This is a genomic window from Flavobacteriales bacterium (assembly GCA_016699575.1).
Taxonomy (GTDB): domain Bacteria; phylum Bacteroidota; class Bacteroidia; order Flavobacteriales_F; family PHOS-HE28; genus PHOS-HE28.
The window spans coordinates 2,028,054-2,043,776 of sequence record CP064979.1 but is presented as its reverse complement, the minus strand read 5'-3'; the positions used below and the strand labels follow the sequence as shown (position 1 = coordinate 2,043,776).

Genomic DNA, 15,723 nt, shown 5'->3' with positions numbered 1-15,723 from the left:
CAGTAGCCGGGCTTCTTCCATTGCGCACCTACAACCCGAACCAAAGCGCCAACAGTACGATCCCCGCGAGGTCCATCCACACCCCGGCGCGCAACATGGTGCGCACCGGCACGCGACCCGTTGCGAACACGATGGCCATCATGGGCGAGCTGATGGGCAGCATGAACCCGCAAGTGGCCGCCAGGGTTCCCGGGATCATGGCAGTGAACGGCTCCATGCCCCACGCCGGTGCTGCACTGCCCAGCAAAGGCAGCACAAGCCCGGCAATGGCCGAGTTGCTGCCCAGTTCGCTCAAGCCCGTTGTGGTCAACGCGATCAACCCCACTTGCGCCACATCACTGCCGGTGTTCCAACCGGCCATTGCTTGGCCCATGATGTTGGCCAACCCGCTCGCCTCGAACCCGCTTGCCATGGCAAGTCCACCGCCGATGAGCAGCAGCACGCCCCAGGGCACACGCTGTTGAACGAAGTCCCATCCGAGCAACATGCGGTCACCGCTCTCCTCGCTATTCTTCCGTGGGATAAGGAACAGCGGTATCGAACACGCAATGGCCACAGCGGCATCACTGAAGCCTTCGAGCCATGTGCCTTCGCGCTGCCAACCCGGGTACACCACGCCTTCGCTGAATTCGATACGGCCCGCCGTGATCCAAAGCACGGCTGCGCTGCAAAAGCAGGCAGCTGCAAGCCGTTCATCACGGGTTGGCCTCCCCAGCGCACGCAGCTCTTCGCGCACGGTATGGGCGGTGTTCGGTACGAACCCGATACCCCGGGTGAACAACAGATGCAGTAGCAGCCAAGCGAACGCCAGGTAGATGCACATGATAGGTCCACCGAAGGCCATCCACGCCCCGAAGCCCACGGCATCCTGCTGCGGGAACAACTGCTCGGCCACCTCCATGAAGATGAGGTTGGGCGGTGTGCCCACGGGCGTTGCCATGCCGCCGATGGTCGCGCCGTACGCCGCCCCCAAGAGCAGCGCGAAAGCCAAGTTGTTCCCCTCGACGTGCTTCGACTTGTCCACCAGGCCCAGCGCGATGGGCAGCATTACCAGCACGCAAGCGGTGCTGTTGATCCACATGCTGAGCAATGCGCTGCTCAACATCACACCGAGCAGCAAACGCGAGGGTGCTGTGCCCGCGCGCACCATGATCCACAGCGCTGCGCGCCGATGCAGCCCGCTCCGCTCGATGCCCAGCGCCAGCAGGAACCCGCCCAGGAAAAGGAAGATGATCTCCTTGCCATAGTGCATGGCCGTGGCCGCCGTGCTGGCAATTCCGCACAACGGGAAGAGCACCAACGGCAGCAGCGATGTCACCGCCAACGGCACGGCCTCGCTGATCCACCAGATGGCCATCCAGAGCACAGCACCGGCCATGGCGGCGGGCATGTGGCCCAGGTGTTGAAACGCGAGATAGAGCAACACCGCGCACACAGGACCGGCAAGGCGGAAAAGGAGGGCGCGCATTGTGGAGGGCTATCCCATCCTCATCTCCTTCGGCGTGCTCCAAGCAAGCCACGCCAGCGCAGCCACCGCGATGAACAGGCCAAGGAACTCACGCACCACCTCAATGTGCGGTGCCGTGGCCTTCATCTCGTCGGCAATGGACGGGAAGCCCGCGTTCGCCCAATCGAGCATACCCCCGGACATGGTGAGCATCCAAATGCCGAGGGCAACGGAGTACCAACCGCTGATACGCCGGTCGGCACGACCGAGCACGGCCAATGCGAAGAGCACCAATACCGCGGCATAGGCGGTTGCCCAGATCCAGGGGTCGGGGTCGTTCAGGTTCCAGTAAGCGAACAGCGCGAAGACAAGTGCAAGCAAAGCGTAGAAGATCTTCTTCATTCCTTGATTGATGGCGTTAGAACTCGATGCGGTAGCTGATGTTGGGGATGAGCCCTAGCTGGTACTTCGTCACCACTTCATCCTTGCGCACATCGAAGTACTTGAAGGCTTCGTTCTGCGCGTTGGTGGCATTGAGCAGGTCGAGCGCCCACATTCCCGTGCGGTTGCGGTGTTCGCGCTTCAGGTATACACGCACATCGATGCGGAAGACGGGAGCGAGCTGATCTTCGTAAGCACGCGACAGGTCATGCACGGTGGTTCCCAAGGCTCGCGATGCTTCTTCATTGATCGGTGTGGTGCGCTGATTGCCCATGGCATTGGCTCGCAGGCTCAGGCCCCATGTGCGCTTGCCGAGTTCCTTCTGTCTCGCCCACTCACGGCCTACCACCCCGTTCGCGATGTAGCCACCATCCCAGCGTGAGCCGCGCTCAACACCGTTGGCATCGGTGTAAACCGCGTCGTATACGCTCGCGTTCACTTGGTAGAACCATTGATGCAGCATGCGCCGGGCCAGCGAGACTTCCACGCCCATGTTGCGCGCTTCTCCACTATCGAGCAATGCGATGAACGTGGCTTCGTCCCAAGCGTTCACCATGCTGTAGGTGCCGATGCCGGCATCATCAACCACCCGGGTGTCCGCGACAGGCAGGTTGGTGATCTGTTGGTAGTAGACCTCTGCGCGGAATTGCGCGGCGCTGGCGCCGATGGGCAATGCCAACGCCAGCGACGCCTCGTTGCTGCGCGTGAAACCGAGGTCCCGGTTCAAAGGGGCAGCGTTGGTGCCGGTACTGTACAGCTGTTGCTGGGGCAGCTGCGCGCGCGAGCCCGCCGTGAGAATGATCGAACCTGATCCACCGAGGCGCTGATCCAATGCGATCCGCGGCTGCACGGCACTTGCGTCGTTGAAGGTGAACACCGACCAGGCCGCCCCTGCCGAAATGCGCAGCCCGCGCGTAATGCCGAAGCGCACTTCGGCATGCGGCCGCAGCAACCAACCGCTGGTCTCCTGCTCGTATGCGAAGCCGATACGGTGCATGGTCCGTTCCATGGCACTGGCGCCCACCTGCACATCGAAGCGTGGACCGAACGCAAGATGCAGTGTGGTGCTCGCCGACAATTTCCGCTCGCTCAGCAATGCTTGGTCGCCGCGGACAATGATGCCGTTGGTGCCGGGATCCAGTTTCTCCACGCGCTCCTGTTCACTCTCGCTCCAGGCCAGTGCAGTTCGCCAGTAGCCGCGGCCGGCCCCCAAGGGTACCGTGGCTGAAGCGCCTGCGGCACCGATGCGGCTTTCGTAGTCGATGTTGCGTTCGTCCTTGTCGAACTCACGTTCGGTGCTGTCCTTCGCATCGAACCGGTTGCTGCTCACGCCGCCCATGCCGAACACGTTCACCCATGCGTTGCGACCCAGTGGCAGGGAAACATTGAAGGCTAGGTCCTGGAACGAGATGAGTTCATCGCCCAGCGCAACCCCCATGGCCCCGAGCAGGCCCAGCGTTGAATACCGGTAGTTGATCAGATAGCTGCCGCGCTTCGCGTTCGCGAACGGCCCCTCGGTGCTGAGGTCGATGCCGATGAGGCCCGCTTGGGCCGTGAAGCGCGCACGATCGTTGGCTCCCCGGCGCAAGCGCATGTCCATGACGCCGCCGAGCGCGTTGCCGTATTGCACAGGTAGCGATCCGGTGAGCAAGCGCGAGTTGCCGAGCATCTGCGCGCTCAGCATGGTGGTGCCCCCGCCACTGAACGTGGGCCGATCGCTCGGTGTGCCCGCGTTGCCGGTGTGGTTGGGGCTCACGATCTCCACTCCTTCCAGCATCCACGCGTTGGCGTTGGGGTTATTGCCGCGCACGCTGAAGTGGTTCGCTTGGTCGTTGGTGGCGGCAACGCCCGGATATGCGTTGGCCAAGCGCGCCGGGTCGAAGAAGGTGGCTGCATAACGCAGGCTCTTCTCCACGGTGAGGTCGTAGGTGCCGGGTTTGGGCGGCAGAACAACGAGGCCGCTCACGCGCGCTTCTGAAAGCTCCTTGACAGCACGGTCCAACAAAAGCTCCACCTGCTCGGGTTTGCCGCTCCGCAACCAGACGTCGTTGAGCGCGGACTTTTCATAGCCCCCTGCGGATGCGCTCACCGAGCCGATGCCCGTGGACAGCGGCCCGAACGTGAAGTGGCCACTGCTGTCGGTCACTGCAGCATAGGTAGAGTCACCGACCGCCACCTCCACCGCTGCACCAGCCAAACCGCGTTGCGACGTTGCATCAACCACACGTCCTGTGAGCAAAGCCGTCGTTTGAGCGCTGACCAGCGCGGCGCAGAGGAGCGCAGGAAGAACGATGGACCTTGCAGGCATCGCGCGAACGTATCGGGCCGGGCCCGCTTGCAGGAGCTCGGCCCGGGGCGACTGTCCATGCGGGCGTGTTCACAAGGCATGGCCGCACCCCGTCTGTTCGCATCTTCGCCGTTACCTCACCATGACTTCCACCGCACGCATGCTGCTATTGATCGCCTTTCACGGTGCGGCGGTCCATTGCACGGCCCAGTCACCGGCCGACCGCCATGGCCCCAAGCTCGGCTTGAGCATGGCCTCCATCGGTAGCGGAGGATTCATCGGTTGGAACGGCCTGCCCAAGTTCGGTCCGGTGGTAGGCTGGGGTTTCGAGGCGCCGCTTGGCAAACAAGCTGGCCTGCTCATTGAACCGATGGTGATGCACAAAGGCAGCATCACGGTTAACAACGTGTCTCGTGTGCGGCGCGACATCTCGCTGTACTACTTGGAGGTGCCGCTGATGCTGAAGCTCAGCCTGCGGCCCGACACTGGCGGCACGTACCTCAGTGGCGGGCTCATGTACGGCTATCTGGTGCGCGGCCGTGTGCGCGACTTCCTCGATGGCAACGAGATCGATAACTACCAGTACGACCCGGTGCAGAGCCGCAGCCAGCTGAGCATCGGCCTGGGGCTCGGCCGTGAGACGCGCAACTGGCTCTTCGAGGTGCGCGGCCAGAACAGCATCAACCTCTTCAGCAGTTTGCGCACTACGAACAACATCGTCTTCAGTTTGCAGATCACATGGCGCTTTCCGATACGGCCGCCGAAGAAGAGCGAGGAGGAGGAAGAGGCTGAAGACGAGGAAAGCGAAGAGGGCTAGGCGTAGTGTGCATCCATCTAAAACACCGAACCCCGCATTCCTGCGGGGCCCGGACAAGTCAGGTTCGCGAAGGTCTAGGTCGTTGACCCCTTCAAGTTCGTGTTCACCCATACTTCCGTCTCCACGGCCGCCATACGCTTGGCTTTGTTCCAAGCGCGGCGGTGCTTGATCTTGGCGATGATGAGCAGCATCACCGGCACCATGATGAGCGTGAGGAAGGTGGCGAAGGTGAGCCCGTAGATGACCGCCCAGCTGAGCGGGCCCCAGAAGATCACATTGTCGCCGCCGATGTGGATGTGCGGGTTGAGCTCGCTGAACAACGAACCGAAATTGAGGTTGAAGCCCACGGCCAGCGGCAGCAGGCCCAGCACGGCCGTTACCGCGGTGAGCAGCACGGGGCGCAGACGCGTTTTACCGGCGATGATGAGTGCTTCGCGCGTGGCATCGTTCGGCAAAGGGGCCTCCTCGGGCAGGCCCAGCTTCTCGCGCTGGCGCTCGAAGAGCAGCTTGGCGAAGTCCATGAGCACGATGGCATTGTTCACCACCACACCGATGAGGGAGATGATCCCGAGCATCGTCATGAGGATGATGAAATCCATGCGGAACACGATGAGGCCGAGGAACACCCCGATGGTGCTGAAGAGCACGGTGCTCAGGATCACCATGGGCCAGCTGATGCTGTTGAACTGCCATACGATGATGAGGAACACGATGAAGATGGCGATGAGGAAGGCCTTGCCCAGGAAGCTCATCTCTTTCATCTGGTCTTCCTGCTGGCCGGTGAACGTGGTGGTGAAGCGCTCGTCCTTGTCGTAGCCGGTGAGCACGTCCTTCATCTGGTCGATCACCTCGTTGCTGTTGTAACCCGCGATCACGTTGCTGCTCACGGTCACCACGCGCTTCAGGTCGGTGCGCTTGATGGCACTGAAGGTGCTGCTGCGCGAGTCGCTGGCCACGGCACTGATCGGCACCTGGCGGATCTGCCCGTTGAGCATGTCGCGGAAGGTGATCTTCATGTCCATGATGGCGTCCACGTCGTAGCGCTGGTCGTCCTGCAGGCGCACCATGATCTTGTAGTCGTCGTCGTCGCCTTCGATGCGGTAGGTGCTCACCTCCTTGCCGAAGAGCGCGCTGCGGATAGCGTCGGCCACGGCATAGGTGCTCACGTTCAGACGGCGGGCCTTGGCGCGGTCGATGGTGATGGGCATCTCGGGCTTGGCGCGGTCGATGTCGATGCGCAGCGCCTCCACGCCCGGCACGTTCTTGCTCTCCATGAAGGTCTTCAAGCGATCAGCCTCGGCCAGCAGCGGCTCGATCTCCTCGCCGGTGATCTCGATATTGATCGGCTTGCCACTGGGCGGACCTGCTGCGTCCTTGTCCACGCTGATGATCACACCTGGATAGCCTTTGAGCTCTTTCTGGAGCTTCAGCAGGATGTCGTTGGTCTTGAGGCCACGGCGGTCGGCGTACTTCACGAAGCTCAGGGTCACGCGGCCCTTGTTGGGCGTATTGGCCAGGTTGACCCCTTGCGCGGGATCGCTGGTGCCGTTGCCCACTTGTGCGATCTTGGAGTTGATGATCCAGTTCACAGTGTCCTTGCGCACTGTTCCGTCGGCCATCGTCACATCCTTGATGTCGATGTAGGGTGCCTGGTCCACGATGTCGTTCACTTGCTTCTCCACCAGGTGCGTGATCATGTTCGTCTTCTCGATGTCGGTGCCGATGGGCGCCTCGATGAACACGTTCACATAGCGCGGCTCATTGATGGGGAAGAACTCGACTTTCGGCGGGAACAGGCCCATGAGAACGAAGGCCAGAATGAGCAGGCCGAACGTTCCGATGAGGAAGGTGCGGGGGTGGTGCTTTGCCAGTGCGTAGCGCAGGAATTTCTCGTAGCGGGCCTCCAGCCGCGGCAGGAACACATCCTGGAACCAACGTGTGCCGGGCACACCGACCCACAGGTTAAGAAGTCCGAGGATGCCGCAGAAGACGGTGAACGTGCCCAAGCCGAACACGAATGATGACCCCATGCCACTGCCCATGACGGCGATGAGCGTGCCGATCACTGCCAGGATCCCAACGATGCGGAAGACCTTCTTCGCGTTGGGGTTCTCGCGCTCCACTTTCATGAACTGCGTGCTCAAGGCCGGGTTCACCACCAGTGCCACGAAGAGCGATGCACTGAGCGCCACCATGAAGGTGATCGGCATCCACTTCATGAACTGGCCCATCATGCCCGGCCAGAACAGCAGTGGCACGAAGACCATCACCGTGGCGGTGGTAGCGGCTACGATGGGCATCGTCACTTCACCCACGGCTTTCCGCGTCGCGGCCATGGCGGGCTCGCCGTTGCTCATGTGGCGGTAGATGTTCTCCACGATCACAATGCCATCGTCCACCAGACGCCCCAGCGCCAGGATGAGCGAGAAGAGCACCATGATGTTGAGCGTGACGCCGAACGCGTTCAGCAGGATGAAGCTGATGAACATGGACATCGGAATGGCGAGGCCGACGAAGAGCGCATTGCGCAAACCGAGGAAGAAGAGCAGTGTGCCCACCACCAGGATCACCCCGAAGATGATGTGGTTGAAGAGCTCCTCCACCTGAACGCGGGTGTCGTCGCTCTGGTCGTTGGTGAGGGTGATGGTCAGGTCCGGCGGAAGCACCGTTCCCTTGGCGCGGCCGATGATGGCATTGATGCTGTCGCTCGCGATGAGCAGGTTCTCGCCGGCACGCTTGATCACATCGAGCATCACCACGGGCTTGCCGTATTCGCGGGCGTAGCTGTCCGCCTCCTTGTAGTCGAATTCCACCTCGGCCACGTCGCGCAGGCGCACCTCGCGCTGGAACTCGTTCTTGATCACCAGATCGCGGATCACGTCCATGTCGGTGAACTCGCCCACCACGCGCACCGCACGGCGCTGGCCGTCCGTGAGCACTTCACCACCGCTCATGGTGAGGTTCTCCATCTGCAGTGCCATGGCCACATCGCTGAAGTTCAGTTCGAGCGCTTCGAGCTTGTGCACGTCCACGGTCACCTGCACTTCCTTCTCCGGCACACCGCGGATGTCCACCTTGTTGATCTCGGGCAGTGCCTCGATGCGGTCCTCGAGGATCTTGGCGTAGTGGTGCAACTGATCGAGGCTGTGGTCGCCGCTGATGTTGATGTTCATCACCGGCATCATCTCGGAGAAGTTCATCTCGAAGATGCTCGGCTCGGAGGGCAGGTCCTTGGGGAAGTCGGCGTCGCCCTGGGCCTTGTCCACGGCGTCCTTCACCTTGCGCAGCGCCTCGGTGGGCGTCACGTCGTAATCGAACTTCACCTGGATGGTACTGAAGTTCGGCACCGAAGTGGAGTTGATCTCATCGACCCCGGTGATGGTGTTGATCTCCTTCTCCAGCGGTTTGGTGATCAGCTTCTCGATGTCCACCACCGAGCTGCTGTTGTAGGGGGTGGCAACGTAGATCTCCGGTGTCACCACTTCCGGGAAGCTCTCCTTCGGCATCACCGAATAGGAGTACATGCCGTAGATGGCGATGAGCAGGGAGATCACGATCACCGTGGTGCGGTTCTTCACGGCCCAGCTGGTGATGGCGAACTGCTTGCTGTGCCCTTCGCCGTAGGCTTCGTTCTCGATGTTGTTGTGGTCCATGATGGGATCCATTGTCACGCGGAGGCGCGGAGGGCGCGGATGAGATCCGCTGCTCCCAAGGGCACTTGGCGTGTGTTCGTTGTTTGCATTTCTCCGCGTTCTCCGCGCCTCCGCGTGAGGCTTACAGCTTCACCACGTTCACTTCCTGGCCGTCGGCCACGTTCTTGGCGCCTTCGTCCACCAGGGTCTCACCACCGTTGAGGCCATCGGCTTCACCAGCGGCCACCACCGTGTGCCCTTTGTAGTTCGCCAACGGCTTCACGTACACCTTGCTGGTCACTTGCTTTCCGTCCTTGCTGTTCAGTTTGAAGAGGTAGCTGTGGCCGTCCACGTCCTCCTGGATCAAACGGCTGGGCAGCACCAAGGCGCTGTCGATCACTTGGTCGCGCACGTGGATCACGCTCAGCATGTTGGGGTGCAGCGCAACGGAGCCGGCCGGTACACGCACGCTCACGCGGAAGGTGCGGTTGGCCTTGTCGATGAAGCTGCTCACGTTGGTGAGCTCGGCCGTCAGCGTATCGCCTAACGTAGGAAACTCGACTTTCACAGGGTCGCCACGCTTCACGCTCTTCACGTAGGTCTCGGGCACATCGGCTTCCAGTGTTGCGCCGCTGGCGTCCGCCACGCGCGCCACGGCGGCCAAGGGGCTGGTCATGTCGCCCTCGCTCACCATGATCTCGTCCACCACACCACTGAACGGGGCGGTGACGTTGCTCAGGCGCACTTGCTCGCGCAGCGCGGCAACACTGGCTTCAGCTTGTTCCATCTGGCTCTTGGCCTGCAGGTACTGCACTTCACTGCCGATCTTCTGCTCCCACAGCTTGCTCTGCTTCTCGTACACGTCGCGGGCGAGCTTGGCACCAGCCTCAGCGGCAGCCGCTTGTTTCGCAACGGCGTCATTGTCCAGGTCGATGAGCAATTGGCCTGCGCTCACGCGCTGTCCCTCCTGCACCAGGATACGGCGCACGCGCCCGCCCATGGTGTACAGGTCGGCGCTTTTGTCCGCGCGCACGCTGCCGTGCACTTGCACGAAGTGCTCGAAGCGGGATGGCTGCAGCGCGTAGGCTGTTACTGCGGGGATGTTCTTCTTCACCGTGCTGTCGTGCTCGGCGATCCAGGTGTCCACCTGCTTGATCAGTTCGGCAGTGGCCGCGTAGTTGGCCTTCAGGCTGTCCAGTTCGGCGCGCTTCTTACCGAGGTCGTCGGTGGGCGTGGCGGCGCCGCAGGCAGCCAAGAGCGCGGCGATGGTGAGGTATGCGATCGTGTTCTTCATCGGTCTTGAAGCTTGGGACTTGTGCTTTAGTAGAGGTCGAGCGCTTTGCGCAGCTCGGTGCGTGCGATCAACAGGTCGACGAGCTTCTGCACGTAGGTCTGCTGTGCGGTGAGGTATCGGCCTTGCTCCTGCGTGAGCTCGAAGCTGCTGCTCATGCCGTTGGTGAACTTGGTGCTGGTGCGCTCCATGATGGTCTTCGCCAGCTCCATGTTCCGCTTCTCGGTCTGGAAGCTGTCGTAAGCACTGCGTGCTGCCACGCGCTGTTGTTCGGCCATGGCGCGCAACCGGTGCTCGGTGGCCTCCACGTTCAGCTTGGCCTGCTCAATGCCCAACTTGCTCTGCGCGGCTTTGTGGTGGCGCATGCCGCTGCTGAAGATGGGCACGGTGAGCTTAAGGCCCCATAACGTTGTCGGATAGAAGCGGTACTCGCCGCCGGGATCGAAGTCAGGTCCGTTCCACACTTGCGAATGGCTGAAGAAACCCGCGAGGCTCGGCAGTGCCTTGCTGCGGTCGTTCTTGTTGTTGAGCACCTGCAGGCGGCTGAACGTGTTGGCCACCGTCAATTCCACATGGCCGTTGCCATCGAAGGCCTGTTCAGTAAGCGCGGTCTCCTCGGGGTTGTCGATCATCGCGTTCAACTTGTCCGTGAGGGTGATCGGCGTGCCGTAAGGGACGCCCAGCGTGAGCGCCAACATCGCGTGCGCCACATCGGCCTGCTGGCGGAAGCTCCGTTGACGGTCCTTCAACGAAGCCAGCTCAATGGTGAGGCGGTCCACATCGGTGGTCTCCAGAAAGCCTTGTTGTTGCATCGCCGTTGCTTCGGCCAGGCTCTTTTCCAACAAGGGGATGCCTTCGCCCAACAGACGGACCGCTTCTTCCGATGCCAGCACGCCTTGGTAGGCTTTTGCCGCTTGGGCGCGCGCGTCGGCCTGTGCCTTGGCGTGTTCTTGTTCGCTTTGCGTCCTGAGCTCCTTCGCGGCGCGCAAGCCTACGAGGTAGCTGCCATCGAAGATCAATTGACTGATGGTGCCGCCAGCGCTCAGTTGCCAAGGCACCTGGAACGAGGCCGCCACGTACTCCGGCACGCCGGGACCGGGCGGGGAAAAGAAGTTCGGCACCAGCGAGGTGGGCGGATCAATGAAGTTGTTCATCGACACTTCGCCATTGATCTGCGGCAGTCCGATGGCCGTGAACTCCTTGGTCCGGTGCCGCGAGATTTCCACCGCTATGGCGCTGTTGCGCGTCATGTAGCTCTGCTGAGCGGCCATGTCCATGGCCTGCTGCATGCTCAATTGAAGGGGGCCTTGTGCGGCCAGGACCGTTACCAACAGTCCTGCGAGCAGCGTGATCGTTGTCCTCATGCTTGTGCGCGTTCTTTCTTGACTTTTTTCTCCAGGTAGTCCACCCCTTTCTTGCTGGCGATGCCCCGGATGTGGTATTCGAAGTGCTTCCACAGCACATCGCTGATGTTGAATTTGTCCTGCGGGAAGACCTGACCGTCCCCTGTGGCGTCCATGCGGGCGATGTACAGGCGTGTGATCACCTCCACATCAAGGTCCTCGCGGTACAGGCCTTCCTTGATGCCCTTCTTCAGGTTGGTGCTCACGCAGCGGAAGATGTCCGTGCGCTCGGTCTCGTCCAGGATCGACCACGCCTTGGGGTGGTACTTCTGCAGGTCGAACTGCACGCTGGGGTGCACCCCGCCGATCTGCGCCACGATGAACTTGGTGATCTCGTGGTTCTCGTCGATGGCGTTGAGGCCCCGCTCGCAGATCGCATCAATGGTGGTGCGGTGGTGCTTGCACACGCCGGCCACCACCTGTTCCACCAGGTCGTTCTTGTCGGTGAAATGCTCGTAGAGCGTCTTCTTGCTGATGCGCAGCTGGGTGGCCACATCGTCCATCGTCATGCTCTTCACGCCGAAGCGCATGAACAGTTTGAGGGCCTGCTCCAGGATGTCCTTTTTCTTGGGCTCCATGGTGGGGGTTTCTTGGGAAGGCCTGACGGATGGGGCCGCAAACGTAGGCGAACGGAATACACCGGAAACGTTTTTGACCAAATAATGTTTCCGATGTGATGAGTGGTAACTACTGCGGATGAGCGATCACCTTTGGCCCATGCACAACCCTCTTCGCCCTCTGGCGCTTCTGGCCGTTTGGCTCATGTGCTCCTTGTCCAATGCCCAAGTACGACCCATGACCACCACCCCCACCGGCGGCCCCGGTCAATTGTTGACCATCGAGATCTGGAGCGATGTCGTTTGTCCGTTCTGTTACATCGGCAAGCGCGAACTGGAGAATGCCTTGGCCAAGTTCGCCCACCGCGACAGCGTGCGCGTCCTGTGGAAGAGCTTCGAACTTGACCCGAATGCTCCAGCCCGTAGCACGGAGAACACATACGCTATGCTCAGCCGCAAGTACGGTATGACCCACGAGCAGGCCGTGGAGCGCACACGCGGTGTGCGTGAGCGCGCGGCTGGACTGGGACTGCACTACGACTTCGACAAGACCGTCGTGGGCAGCTCGTTCGATGCACATCGGCTATTGCAGTTCGCCAAGACGAAGGGCATGGGCGATGCGATGAAAGAGCGGCTCTTCAAGGCCTACTTCACTGAGGGAAAGCACATCGGCGCTGCCGCAACATTGCTCACGCTCGCCACGGAGGTGGGCCTGGGCGCTGCGGAAGTCGAAGCCGTGCTCAAGAGCGATACGTTCACCGCTGAGGTCCGCTCCGATGAAGAAGTAGCGCGGCAGCTGGGCATCAGCGGCGTGCCGTTCTTCGCCTTCGACCGGCGGTTCGCAGTGAGCGGCGCCCAGACCGGCAATGTGTTCCTGCAAGCGCTGGAACAGGCCTGGGCGGCACGAGCTCCATCACGGTAGCTGCTGCACGCGCACATACGTTGGTAACGAGCCCCCGATGTTCACCAGGATGGGATCGCGATCGTTGAAACTGCCCGTGTACTTCACCACGCCGTTCATGGTAACGTCCTCGTTGAAATAGCCGATCACGAATTGCGTGGGCACGGAGCCGCCGATGCGCACCAGGATCGGATCACGATCGTTCGCCGTGCCGGTGTACTTCACGGCCCCATCGAAGTTCACGTCGCCGCTCCACAGCAAGCTGTAGAAGGGATCGGTCCATGTTGCGTTGGTGCCGTATGTGTCCGGGAAGCCTTTGGCGAAGTCAGCGAACGGATTTGCGTCGAGCTTCATTGGAGCCGCCATCATTGCGCCCAAGTGGTTCCTGTGGCGGATGGCAATATGGAAGCTGCCAGTGGGATCGGGGCCGAAGGGCTGCAGTGGGGACAGGTCTTGGGAGACCACATCACCATCGCGCTGCAGCAGCGCGCTCCGCGAGGCCACCACCACGGATGGATCGATCGGACTGCGGAGTTCAACGAGCACCCAGTCGACGATGGCGTTGGTGCCAACGCCCAAGTTGATGCTTGCCGGAGCCCCCTCTCCTCCACCGCCGCCCGTATGCACATACCCCAAGGCAGTGTACGGCTCTGTCAAAGGGATGGCGGCGAGCTGCGCCAGGTTGTTGTCCATCAGCTGCGTATCGATGTTGAACGGGCCTTGCAACAGTGCGCGCACCCTGATAGTAGGCGTGGTGGTCACACGGGCGAAATGGCTTGCTGCGCGGCCTCCCATCGTGGTGAACCCACCGCCCACCAGCAGATCCCCCGTAGCAGTGGCGATCATGCTTGTCGCCACCGCATCCATCGCCAATGCTGCACCGGTCGGATCACCCTGGTCCGTGTCCAACGCACGAAGCTCGATCGGAGATCCCAAGTCCTCTGCGGCCACCACATAAGCCAGGCCGTTGCTGACCACCAACGGTGATGACGGTGTGAAGTAGCCGGGGTCCCAACCTAGGTCGGACCCGATCGAAGTGTTCACGCAGCCGTAGTTCCTGCGGGGTTGCCCATCCACCGTGGTAAACGCGCCACTGAAGTAGAGCCGATCACCGGAACTGGTGATGTGGTCCAACGCGATAGACGGCACCTGCTGATGCACCACCCAGGGGTTGAACGCCGTAACCGTTCCGGAGGGAAGTAGAACAGAAGCCAAGGAACGACGCAGGACACCGTTGACGGCGAAAATGAGCCCGCCCATGTACAAGGTATCACCGATCACATGCAGAGCGTCTGACGCCACCCCGGGGTCCATGGGGCCGATGGAACCCGTGGCGGCATCGATCTGGGCGGTCCCGGAACCGGCCACACCGCCAGCGAAAGAGAAACCGCCACCCACGTAGATCTGCCCTCCATGGGCCGCCATCGAGCGCACTGTGCCGCTGGTTCCGGGGTTCCACGCGGCCAGCAGACCGGTGCTGTTCTCGAAGGCAGCGAGGTTGCTGCGGATGATAAGTGCGGTGCCCGTAGTATCGAAATCGCCGCCCACGAATGTGCGATCCGCAGTGACCACGATCGCGTTCACCGCGCCGTTCAGGTCTTCATGCCAGGCGAGCGGGGTGCCCAAGCTTCCGTCCAGCATGGCCACATGCGATCGCGCGACCCCGAGCGTATCGAAGCCGCCACCCATGTATACGCTACTGCCGACCGCCTGGAAGCAGCGCACGTTGGCGTTCGCGGCCGGCGCCCATGGCAGCAGCCACGGTGCCGAACCACCTTGGGTCACCAACGCCGCAACGTGAGGCCGCGGGCAACCCGCGACCGTGCTGAACTGGCCGCCGATCAATAGCGTTGCAGCGCCGACCAAGTGCATGCTGTATACCGCATCATCGGTGTTGTTCACCCAGGCAGTGCTAAGGCCACCACCACTGTGCACGAGAGCGAGGTGGCCCCGTACGCTGGTGTTCACCATGGTGAAATCGCCACCGATGTAGATGTTCGATCCGTGCTGCTGCATGCAGCGCACCGTGCCATTGGGGCCGGGGTTCCAGGCGGTGAGGGCCTGGCTTATGCGGTTGAACAAGGCCAGGTTGCTCCGCGGCAGGCCGTTCACCGTGAGGAAGTCGCCACCCACAAGCACACCGTAAGAAGCAATGACGATGGTGTGCACTGGTCCGCCCATGGTGGGAGCCCAGCTGGTGAGGGAATGATCGTCGGTGCTGAACACCGCCATCCTGTCGCGGATCAGTCCGGAGATCAACGTGAAATCGCCGCCCACGAAAAGCTCCCCGCCATCGATGGTCATCGTGCGCACTTGGGCGTTGGCCTGCGCTTGCCCCCAAACCACGTCGGCCCCCGAGGAAAGTCGCACGGCGGCGAGGTTCGACCGCGCAAGCCCGTTCACCGCGGTGAAGAGCCCACCGAAATAGAGCGTGTCGCCTTTGATGGCCATGGCATACACACCTCCGTTCACCGCTGGGCTCCACTGGGCAAGCGAACCATCCGCAAGCACATGCGCCAAGCCCTGCCGCGCCGCACCGCCCACCTGTGTGAAGTCCCCTCCGATGTACCAACCTCCGCTACCATCTTCCAGAACGCACCTCACACGATCGTTCGGACGCGCATCACCGGCGCGTGCAAAGCCCGTGGTCATGTCCACTACTGCACCGTATGCTGTACCATAACGCGGAAGCAACCGGGCGAAGTCCCCTCCGATCACTATACGGTTGTTCGCCGTGTCTTCTGCGATGGCGCGTACAGCGCCGTCCGCCATCCACCATGTCGTATCCACTTCAAGGATCTGGGACTGAGCGGCGGCGCTTGAAAGGAGTGCAATAAAGAGCGGGATGCGGGAACGTATTGCCATGGCCGTGATCAATGCAGGCCAAAGCTCCATGGACCGTTTCCCGAACGGAATAACCTTTCCGTGTTAAGCCGCAACCGGCATT

General features: G+C 61.7%; 10 protein-coding genes. 2 read left to right on the top strand and 8 right to left on the bottom strand.

The genetic code is table 11. The annotated features are described in order from the left end of the window. Window positions 1-28: 28 nt before the first annotated feature. From IPJ76_08435 to IPJ76_08425, 3 genes are read right to left on the bottom strand one after another with little or no spacing between them, the layout of a single operon-like run. Complete coding sequence (locus IPJ76_08435) at window positions 29-1,468, bottom strand: anion permease (protein QQR88221.1); 1,440 nt, start codon at window positions 1,466-1,468, stop codon at window positions 29-31. 9 nt (window positions 1,469-1,477) lie between these two features. Further along, window positions 1,478-1,849, bottom strand: a complete 372-nt coding sequence (locus IPJ76_08430) for a transmembrane 220 family protein (GenBank protein ID QQR88220.1) — start codon at window positions 1,847-1,849, stop codon at window positions 1,478-1,480. A 16-nt stretch (window positions 1,850-1,865) separates the two neighbouring features. Beyond that, window positions 1,866-4,196 carry a TonB-dependent receptor gene (locus IPJ76_08425; protein QQR88219.1) on the bottom strand — a complete coding sequence of 777 codons (2,331 nt, stop codon included), beginning with the start codon at window positions 4,194-4,196 and terminating at the stop codon, window positions 1,866-1,868. Between the two features lie 121 nt (window positions 4,197-4,317). On the opposite strand from IPJ76_08425, the gene IPJ76_08420 reads away from it, so the two are divergent. Beyond that, complete coding sequence (locus IPJ76_08420; GenBank protein QQR88218.1) at window positions 4,318-4,992, top strand: PorT family protein; 675 nt, start codon at window positions 4,318-4,320, stop codon at window positions 4,990-4,992. A gap of 74 nt (window positions 4,993-5,066) precedes the next feature. Here the strand turns inward: IPJ76_08420 and IPJ76_08415 are convergent, their stop codons facing one another. The 4 genes from IPJ76_08415 to IPJ76_08400 form a co-directional block, all read right to left on the bottom strand. Next, on the bottom strand, window positions 5,067-8,645 hold the full coding sequence (locus tag IPJ76_08415; protein QQR88217.1) for an efflux RND transporter permease subunit: 3,579 nt from the start codon (window positions 8,643-8,645) through the stop codon (window positions 5,067-5,069). A 121-nt stretch (window positions 8,646-8,766) separates the two neighbouring features. Continuing rightward, on the bottom strand, window positions 8,767-9,918 hold the full coding sequence (locus IPJ76_08410; GenBank protein ID QQR88216.1) for an efflux RND transporter periplasmic adaptor subunit: 1,152 nt from the start codon (window positions 9,916-9,918) through the stop codon (window positions 8,767-8,769). Between the two features lie 26 nt (window positions 9,919-9,944). Beyond that, window positions 9,945-11,279, bottom strand: a complete 1,335-nt coding sequence (locus IPJ76_08405; GenBank protein QQR88215.1) for a TolC family protein — start codon at window positions 11,277-11,279, stop codon at window positions 9,945-9,947. Beyond that, window positions 11,276-11,896: a TetR/AcrR family transcriptional regulator gene (locus IPJ76_08400; protein QQR88214.1), complete on the bottom strand. Its 621-nt coding sequence runs from the start codon at window positions 11,894-11,896 to the stop codon at window positions 11,276-11,278. Before IPJ76_08400 ends, IPJ76_08405 begins: the two co-directional genes overlap by 4 nt. Before the next feature lie 253 nt (window positions 11,897-12,149). Between IPJ76_08400 and IPJ76_08395 the strand changes: the two genes are divergently transcribed. Then, window positions 12,150-12,797 carry a DsbA family oxidoreductase gene (locus IPJ76_08395; protein QQR88427.1) on the top strand — a complete coding sequence of 216 codons (648 nt, stop codon included), beginning with the start codon at window positions 12,150-12,152 and terminating at the stop codon, window positions 12,795-12,797. Here IPJ76_08395 and IPJ76_08390 read toward each other — a convergent pair. Then, window positions 12,789-15,641, bottom strand: coding sequence for a hypothetical protein (locus IPJ76_08390; protein QQR88213.1), 2,853 nt, complete (start codon window positions 15,639-15,641; stop codon window positions 12,789-12,791). The genes IPJ76_08395 and IPJ76_08390 overlap by 9 nt on opposite strands. Between the last annotated feature and the right edge of the window lie 82 nt (window positions 15,642-15,723).

What these genes read in the sequence shown, in the direction of transcription:
- IPJ76_08435 (QQR88221.1), bottom strand. Translation starts at nt 1,468, where the DNA reads ATGCGCGCCCTCCTTTTCCGCCTTGCCGGTCCTGTGTGCGCGGTGTTG.
- IPJ76_08430 (QQR88220.1), bottom strand. Translation starts at nt 1,849, where the DNA reads ATGAAGAAGATCTTCTACGCTTTGCTTGCACTTGTCTTCGCGCTGTTC.
- IPJ76_08425 (QQR88219.1), bottom strand. Translation starts at nt 4,196, where the DNA reads ATGCCTGCAAGGTCCATCGTTCTTCCTGCGCTCCTCTGCGCCGCGCTG.
- IPJ76_08420 (QQR88218.1), top strand. Translation starts at nt 4,318, where the DNA reads ATGACTTCCACCGCACGCATGCTGCTATTGATCGCCTTTCACGGTGCG.
- IPJ76_08415 (QQR88217.1), bottom strand. Translation starts at nt 8,645, where the DNA reads ATGGACCACAACAACATCGAGAACGAAGCCTACGGCGAAGGGCACAGC.
- IPJ76_08410 (QQR88216.1), bottom strand. Translation starts at nt 9,918, where the DNA reads ATGAAGAACACGATCGCATACCTCACCATCGCCGCGCTCTTGGCTGCC.
- IPJ76_08405 (QQR88215.1), bottom strand. Translation starts at nt 11,279, where the DNA reads ATGAGGACAACGATCACGCTGCTCGCAGGACTGTTGGTAACGGTCCTG.
- IPJ76_08400 (QQR88214.1), bottom strand. Translation starts at nt 11,896, where the DNA reads ATGGAGCCCAAGAAAAAGGACATCCTGGAGCAGGCCCTCAAACTGTTC.
- IPJ76_08390 (QQR88213.1), bottom strand. Translation starts at nt 15,641, where the DNA reads ATGGCAATACGTTCCCGCATCCCGCTCTTTATTGCACTCCTTTCAAGC.